The 6,559-nt window shown below is 66.4% G+C and carries 7 protein-coding genes and 1 pseudogene; 6 read left to right on the top strand and 2 right to left on the bottom strand.

Features of this window, described 5'->3' with window-relative positions:
• Positions 1-352 precede the first annotated feature (352 nt).
• On the top strand, positions 353-688 hold the full coding sequence (locus ABNF93_RS15550) for a phosphotransferase (RefSeq protein WP_349328767.1): 336 nt from the start codon (positions 353-355) through the stop codon (positions 686-688).
• A 134-nt stretch (positions 689-822) separates the two neighbouring features.
• Here the strand turns inward: ABNF93_RS15550 and ABNF93_RS15545 are convergent, their stop codons facing one another.
• Positions 823-1,440 carry a hypothetical protein gene (locus tag ABNF93_RS15545; protein ID WP_349328766.1) on the bottom strand — a complete coding sequence of 206 codons (618 nt, stop codon included), beginning with the start codon at positions 1,438-1,440 and terminating at the stop codon, positions 823-825.
• Positions 1,441-2,182: 742 nt separating this feature from the next.
• Between ABNF93_RS15545 and ABNF93_RS15540 the strand changes: the two genes are divergently transcribed.
• The 4 genes and pseudogenes from ABNF93_RS15540 to ABNF93_RS15525 form a co-directional block, all read left to right on the top strand.
• Positions 2,183-2,317: a hypothetical protein gene (locus ABNF93_RS15540; RefSeq protein WP_349328765.1), complete on the top strand. Its 135-nt coding sequence runs from the start codon at positions 2,183-2,185 to the stop codon at positions 2,315-2,317.
• A gap of 35 nt (positions 2,318-2,352) precedes the next feature.
• The gene (locus ABNF93_RS15535) at positions 2,353-2,937 is read left to right on the top strand and encodes a hypothetical protein (protein WP_349328764.1); all 585 of its coding nucleotides are present in this window, start codon (positions 2,353-2,355) and stop codon (positions 2,935-2,937) included.
• 380 nt (positions 2,938-3,317) lie between these two features.
• Complete coding sequence (locus tag ABNF93_RS15530) at positions 3,318-4,538, top strand: NAD(P)/FAD-dependent oxidoreductase (RefSeq protein ID WP_349328763.1); 1,221 nt, start codon at positions 3,318-3,320, stop codon at positions 4,536-4,538.
• 22 nt (positions 4,539-4,560) lie between these two features.
• Positions 4,561-4,952: pseudogene (locus ABNF93_RS15525) on the top strand (sigma factor-like helix-turn-helix DNA-binding protein); the annotation flags it as partial.
• 146 nt (positions 4,953-5,098) lie between these two features.
• On the opposite strand, the gene ABNF93_RS15520 reads toward ABNF93_RS15525, so the two are convergent.
• Positions 5,099-5,596, bottom strand: a complete 498-nt coding sequence (locus tag ABNF93_RS15520) for an RrF2 family transcriptional regulator (RefSeq protein ID WP_349328762.1) — start codon at positions 5,594-5,596, stop codon at positions 5,099-5,101.
• A 101-nt stretch (positions 5,597-5,697) separates the two neighbouring features.
• Here ABNF93_RS15520 and ABNF93_RS15515 point away from each other — a divergent pair, with 101 nt between their 5' ends.
• Positions 5,698-6,468 carry an SDR family oxidoreductase gene (locus tag ABNF93_RS15515; RefSeq protein WP_349328761.1) on the top strand — a complete coding sequence of 257 codons (771 nt, stop codon included), beginning with the start codon at positions 5,698-5,700 and terminating at the stop codon, positions 6,466-6,468.
• Positions 6,469-6,559: the final 91 nt, after the last annotated feature.

Genomic DNA, 6,559 nt, shown 5'->3' with positions numbered 1-6,559 from the left:
CAACGCCTACTCGCGCTCAACACCGCCATCTGGCACAACTGGATCATCGGCGCACCCGTAAAACGCTCCCTAATCGCCTACGACCACTGATCGCTGACCTGATCAAAATTTCCGATCAACGATCTAGCTCTACTTGACTCCGGTGCTGCGCCAGGTGAGTGCGATGCTTGCACGCTAGGTGATGTGCGACGCCGGTCTGTTCGCCTCGGTTGAGCCCGGCGTCGCCGTGGGGCGTCTGAGACTGGGGGGGGCGGGTCGGGGTCGGCGCCGGTGCCGAACGCGGCCGTTTGTGACGAGCCCTCTTGGCACGACATCGGTCGACAACTGGGCATCGGCATCCACGCCGCCAAGGATGGGATCAATCGATGCCAGTGCCATTCTCGTCACTCGCCTTTACGAGCTCGCCGGGATCCCGGTCGAGGCGATCGTCACGATCAGCGGCCCCTCTGACGTCTTGAGCCTCGGCGACATCGAATCCGATCGTCCGGCGCCACAGACGCCTGTCCGACTCGCCAGGGATCTTCACGGTGTGGAGCGGTTCCTTACCCAACTGTGGGGCTGGCCTTCGATGCGTTGCGCGGTGATGGCCCCGGACGGGTGGATCCATGGCGACTTCCACCAGTTCAACCTGCTGTGGGAGGACGGACGCATCAGCGCCGTCCTGGCCCGGGACCGGCTCTGTTCATGAACCGCGAACGAAGCAACGTCGATCTTGACCCCAATCTTCGCCTTACCCTGCCGGCGCATATCTTGAGCCCCACCTCAGCCGAGCCATGCGGTCCGGAGGGAGGCGGCGGGGAGGGCCGGCGCTGCTGCCGAGGCTCACCGTTCGGCGTCGTCGGGACGTCGTGGCTCTTTACGACAGGCCTTCGCATCCGCCAGAGCCATGTAGATCCATGCCGCGGTCGCGAGTAGCGCGGAGAGCACCGCTCCGATAGTCAGCAGTATGTCCCGCCCACCCGGCTGGACCGCCGATATGGCAAAGGCAATGGCCGCGGCAAAACCGCACATTCCAACCAGCCGGGAAATCAGTAGTCGAAGGGCATAAGGGCGGCCAACTCTCTTGGTCTCAGCTTCTGCGGGCCAGGCCTGAGACGCTTCCTGGGCGGCCCGGGCTCGACAGATGTCCGGAGTCTTCCGACACCACAACTCGGTGTGGAGCTCCTCGAGGCTGCCTGGCGGGTCGTTCATCACCGTCGCGATTGCTTGATCAAGCCGGCGAGCTGCCAGTGCGGCGGCTGCGTCATAGGTATCGCTTTCCGCCTGGACGGCCACCTCGAGACTGCCGGATAGGAGGTCGGGGACGACGGTGGCGTGACCCACGGACGGGTCCCTGGTCTCGGACGCCCGCAGCTCCCGCAGCAGGTGGTCACAGCACAGCACGAGCTGCGGCCGGCTGTAGCCGGGGGCACCGTAGACAGCGGTCATGTTGAGCTTCACGGCCCTCCCCTCGAGCAGGTGGACAGCCCTATATCGCCATGCTAGGACCCTCCTGAAGATCGTCGGGTCAGGGCATGAAGCGTCCAAGCACCCCCGTCTGGACTGACTCGCTGACGGGTCAATCGAAGTTCGAGAAGGGGACGTGCTCCGACCGTTGGTACGGCTCGGAAGGGCTGGAGCCAGTCGCGGTGGGGGAGTGGGTGGGCGCCCGTGCACAACCGCCTTCGTCGAGAGCATGACCGACGTCGAGCACCTTGGGACCACTTTGGGACTAAACGTCGGGCACGGACCTGAACCCACCCGCCCATGGACGAGCGTCGTCAACGCCGTTCAAGAGCCCGTGGGCGGCGAAGATGCCAACAGTTACGTTCTGGGGGTCAAGGGGTCGTGGGTTCAAATCCCGCTGCCCGACCAATCGCAACTTCGGGAGATACGGCCAGGTCAACGCCGGTTTCACCCTTGCGACCTCCCGCCTTCGATCAGTCCCAGGGTGGGGGTCGACGGACCAGATACGGACCACCAGTCCGAGAATTCGGCGCCCGCATCGAGTACGGCCTCCGTCGTGGGGGTCGACGAGGTGGCGCCAGCGTAGCGAAGCACGGCGAGGGACGCGAGCCAGGCGGGGTGTCGGCGAGCCTTGTGCTGACGAACGGGACGATGACCATCGGCGTGCGCGTCCCACTGCCGAGCAGAGGAAACCGTCAAGGCACACGAGCCACTCGAATCGGGCGCCGGCGACGCGGTGACCGACGCATTCCGTTGGGAATGGGCGATCGACCAGCTCGACGGCCACGACGACGAGCAGGAGGAACCTAGGCCACCGGAGCGCAGCTTCTGTCCTGTGCGCCCTGATCCGCGACACCCCTACGCCACCTGATGGGCACATCGTGGCCCCGATAGGCTTGTGCACTTGTGTCCGGAAGCGACTACCTGGTGCGCGCTGAGCAGCGCTTGGACGCCGCCCATCAGGTACTCGAGGACCTCGATCTCCTCGCCCGGTGGCGGCGTTACGGCGATCCGGTTACATGCGGCTCGGTCGCGTACGGCCTGGTCGTAGAGCCCGACATCGACGTAGAGGTCTTCACTGATGTGCCGTCCATTGACGCCGCATTCGGGCTCCTCCACGAGGTCGCAAAAGTGCCGGGTGTCGTTCGCTGCGCCTTCACTAACGAACTGAACGGTCCGCTACCCGGGATCTACTGCCGCATCGTCTACGACCGCGATCACGTGCGCTGGAATCTGGACAACTGGCTCTTGCCCCGCGTCCATCGCGGCCCGTTCGGTGCGCGCCTCGTCGAGCCAATGCGCCGGGCGTTGACCCCCGAAACCAGAGCCGCCGTACTGGAGATCAAGGAAGCGGCGTTCGATCGGAACGAACCACTGCAAGGAATCTGGGTCTACCGCGCGGTGCTTGCGGAGGGGCTACGTGGCTACCCGGCCTTCCGCGATTGGCTACGTACCGTCGACACGAACCGACTCACAGACTGGACGCCGTAAGGGCGTGAGTGCGGCGTGGATCCAGCTGGCCTCGGGCGGCCAGGCGCACCATGGCACGGACCGGGAAGACGCGTTGACTCAGGCAGAGTCAGGGTCAACCTGAACGGAGCGAGCCGCGGATGCGTCCGGACAAGGTGTCCCACGGACGGGTAGGAATCGCCGCGACGCCGTGCCGAGGAGCTTCCGCCGCCAACCACTGGCCGAACAGCCAGCTGACGCGCGCCCGCATGCGCTGCGTACCGGCGTGCTGCTCACGCCTGAGAAAGTTCGCGAGGAGCCGCGACCTGTCCGGCTCGCTAGGCGTGATTCTCGCGTCGGCTGTCACAAGGGGCGGCTGGCGGGCGTCTTAAGGCCGTATCCATTCGGCTCAAGGAGACGGTATGACTGCGAACACCGAGAACAACCCGACAACCGACGTCGTCGTGATCGGTGGCGGGTACGCGGGCGTGATGGCGGCTAACCGCCTGACCCAACGCGACGACATCACGGTGACCCTGGTCAACCCGCGACCGAGGTTCGTCGAGCGGCTCCGGCTGCACCAGCACGTCGCCGGGGAGCCCGCCCCGGTCGTGGACTACCAGGAGATCCTGTCCGAGCGGATCCGGCTCGTCGTCGACACCGCGACCGACATCGACGCTACAGGCCGGACGGTGGCCTTGGAGGGGGGCGACACGCTCGCGTACGACTACCTGGTCTACGCGCCCGGCAGCGGAAGCTTCGACCTCTCGAGCGTCCCGGGCGCCGACGAGTTCGTCTACCCGGTCGCCAACCTTGAGGCGGCGACCCGGCTGCGGGAAGTCATCGACGCCGCGCCGGCCTCGTCCCCGATCACGGTCGTAGGGTCCGGTGCGACCGGCATCGAGGTCGCCTCCGAGCTGGCCGAGCAAAGCCGCGCCGTGACCCTGGTCTGCGGCAAGGTGCTGTGCCCCTACCTCCACCCGAAGGTCCGCCGCAAGTTCGCCAAGCGCCTTGCCAAGATGGGCGTGAACGTGATCGCCGGCCCCGACGCCACGGTCACCGCGGTCTCCCGTCACGCGGTCCAACTCCGGGACGGTCGCGAGCTCCTGAGCGAGGTGACGATCTGGACCGCTGGCTTCTCCGTACCGGACCTCGCCCGGCGCAGCGGCCTGACCACCGACGACACCGGCCGCCTTCTCACCGACGAGACCCTGATCAGTGTCGACAGCGACCGCATCCTCGCCGCCGGCGACTCGGCCTCGCCCTCCGGCGTGCCGTTCCGGGCCAGCTGTGCGACCGCGCGGCCGCTCGGCGCATACGCCGCCGACACCATCCTGGCCCGGTTGGAAGACAAGGAGCCCAAGGAGGTCAACATCGGCACGGGGTTCCAATGCATCGCGCTGGGCCGCAACGCCGCCATCGTCCAGCTCGCCTCCATGCAGGACGTCGCCAACCGCTTCTCGATCCAGGGCCCGCTGGGCCAGAAGATCAAGTCGAGCTCGTACGGACTCCTCACCGAGGAGCTGGGCAAGGAGTCGCGCAAACCCGGGAGCTTCAACTGGAGGCTCAAGGACAACAAGCGCCGGCAGAAGCTGAGCGAGATGCGCGACGCAGCCGCGCCGGGCTCCCGTCAGGTCGCATGATCCCGGGACGAGGAGCGGCTCGATGAGTGACGACAAGATCGATCCGGCGACGGAGAGCTTCATCGTTCACCGCAACCTGCTGTTCACCGTGGTCTACGAGATGCTGGGCTCGGCCGCCGATGCCGAGGACGTGCTCTAGGAGGCCTGGCTACGGTGGGTGAAGGTCGACCGGGAGCAAGTGCGCGACGATCGGGCGCTCCCGAGCGCGCGGTCTTCGTGCTGCGCGAGGTCTTCCGCTTCGAGTACGACGAAATCGCGGCGGCCGTGGACAAGAGTCCCGCGGCCGTCCGGCAGATCGCGCACCGCGCCCGGCGGCACGTCGAGGCGCGTCGCCCGCGGGAGTCGGTCACGCTCGCGGAGGCGCAGGCGGCGGCAAAGTCGTTCCGGCACGCGCTCAACACCGGCGACTTCCAGTGCTCGCCCGACCGGCGCGGGTCGTGGTGTGTGTCGCGACGGTCGCTTCACTGCCTGCCGTACCTGGCACTGAGGTGGCCTGGGTCTTCGAGTGGAAGGTCGGGATCTCCAGGCACGGGTTCGACGGCACCACCCGGGGCGCAACGTCACCGGGGTGCGGGATGTAACCCCGAGTCGCGAAGCCACCCGCGCAGGCGGGGCAACGTCTGTCCCGACGTGTCCCTGTCTACGTCGCCGACCAGGTCAGCCACGGATGTCGCCTCCAGCGATGTACGCCAGGCGGCCTCAGCTGTCGCCATCGCGCGAGCAATGGCGCAAGCGCGTTCGCAGTCGCCCGGCGTCGCCGGCAACGGCCCGCGCTGTCGGATCTCTGTGCAGCGGAACGCTGGTTCATGTCCCTCGATTGCACCAACGACGTCAAGCACGGTGATGTGTGCCGGGTCTCGAGCCAGTAGGTATCCACCATCACGACCCTCGGCGGCCGACACCAGTCCGGCGCGGACCAAGGCCTGCATGTGCTTCGCCAGGTACGTCTTTGACACGTCATGGAACGTGGCCAGTCTGCCGACTGGAACCGGATCCGTGGCCTGGCTGAGCACGACACAACAATGCAGCGCCCACTCGACCCCCGCAGAAAGCTTCATTGCAGCGAGCCTACGCGGCCAAGCGGTATCCAAGTTGGTCGGCAACAGCGAAGTGATACCTTGACTAGGATAAAGAAAGTCCGAGTAAGAGGAGTACGGCAATGCGCGTCGCGGTGGGCGGGTCTACAGGGCAGGTGGGCCGGCTTTTGAATCAGGCCCTTCGGAACGCGGGCCACGACGTAGTGGGGCTTTCCCGAGCGGTGGGCTTCGACCTAGCCGATACGGGAGTGGTGAACGTCTTGGCTGAGCGGCTGGCCGACGTCGATGCGGTGGTTGACGTGACAAATGTGATCACGCAGGACCGTGCAGAATCCGCGAGCTTCTTCTCGGCCGTCGCCGAGAACATTGGGAAAGCTGCTACCGCGGCTGGCGTCTCGCGGACCGTGCTGCTCTCGATTGTCGGCGTGGACGGCATTCCCAACGACGCGCACTACGCAGCTAAGTACCTGCAGGAGCAGACCCACCGCGAGTATGCGCCAGGCGTGCACATCGTGCGTGCGGCACAGTTCCACGAGTTCTCCGAGATGGTGCTGGAATGGGGGCGCGACCGCGACCGAACAACCGTTCCGGACTTCCCAGTGCGGCCTGTACACCTCGACGTGGTCGTCTCTGCGCTGCTCGAGGCTGCGGCCGGAACGCCGGTCAGCACGATGCTTGACGTCGCCGGTCCGCGTCCGGAGCGCCTGGCAGACATGGTGACCCGCCTGGTGCGTGCGCGCGGCGAGCGACTTGAGGTACTTGCAGTTCCCGCCAGCCCGGAGCTGAATGCTGGAGCATGCATCCCAGGTGCGGATGCACTGATCGCAGGGCCATCATTCGACGAGTGGCTGGAAGGCAAGTACGGTATCCGCGTCGACCCGCCGCGCCGATAGAGGCGCCCTACCGGCCGGTGAGCGGGGAGTTCAGGCGGAGAGTGGCGGGTTGATCAAGGTGTCGCGTAGTCGCGCAACAGATCCGGGCCGA

This window comes from Actinopolymorpha sp. B9G3, from assembly GCF_040120725.1.
In the GTDB taxonomy this organism is placed as follows: Bacteria; Actinomycetota; Actinomycetes; order Propionibacteriales; family Actinopolymorphaceae; genus Thermasporomyces.
Note: the sequence above shows the minus strand (reverse complement) of the source record. Positions and strands in the feature narration are given on the sequence as shown.

Excerpts from the sequence above, each read along its gene's own strand:
- ABNF93_RS15550 (WP_349328767.1), top strand. The coding sequence starts at position 353 with ATGGGATCAATCGATGCCAGTGCCATTCTCGTCACTCGCCTTTACGAG.
- ABNF93_RS15530 (WP_349328763.1), top strand. The coding sequence starts at position 3,318 with ATGACTGCGAACACCGAGAACAACCCGACAACCGACGTCGTCGTGATC.
- ABNF93_RS15520 (WP_349328762.1), bottom strand. The coding sequence starts at position 5,596 with ATGAAGCTTTCTGCGGGGGTCGAGTGGGCGCTGCATTGTTGTGTCGTG.
- ABNF93_RS15515 (WP_349328761.1), top strand. The coding sequence starts at position 5,698 with ATGCGCGTCGCGGTGGGCGGGTCTACAGGGCAGGTGGGCCGGCTTTTG.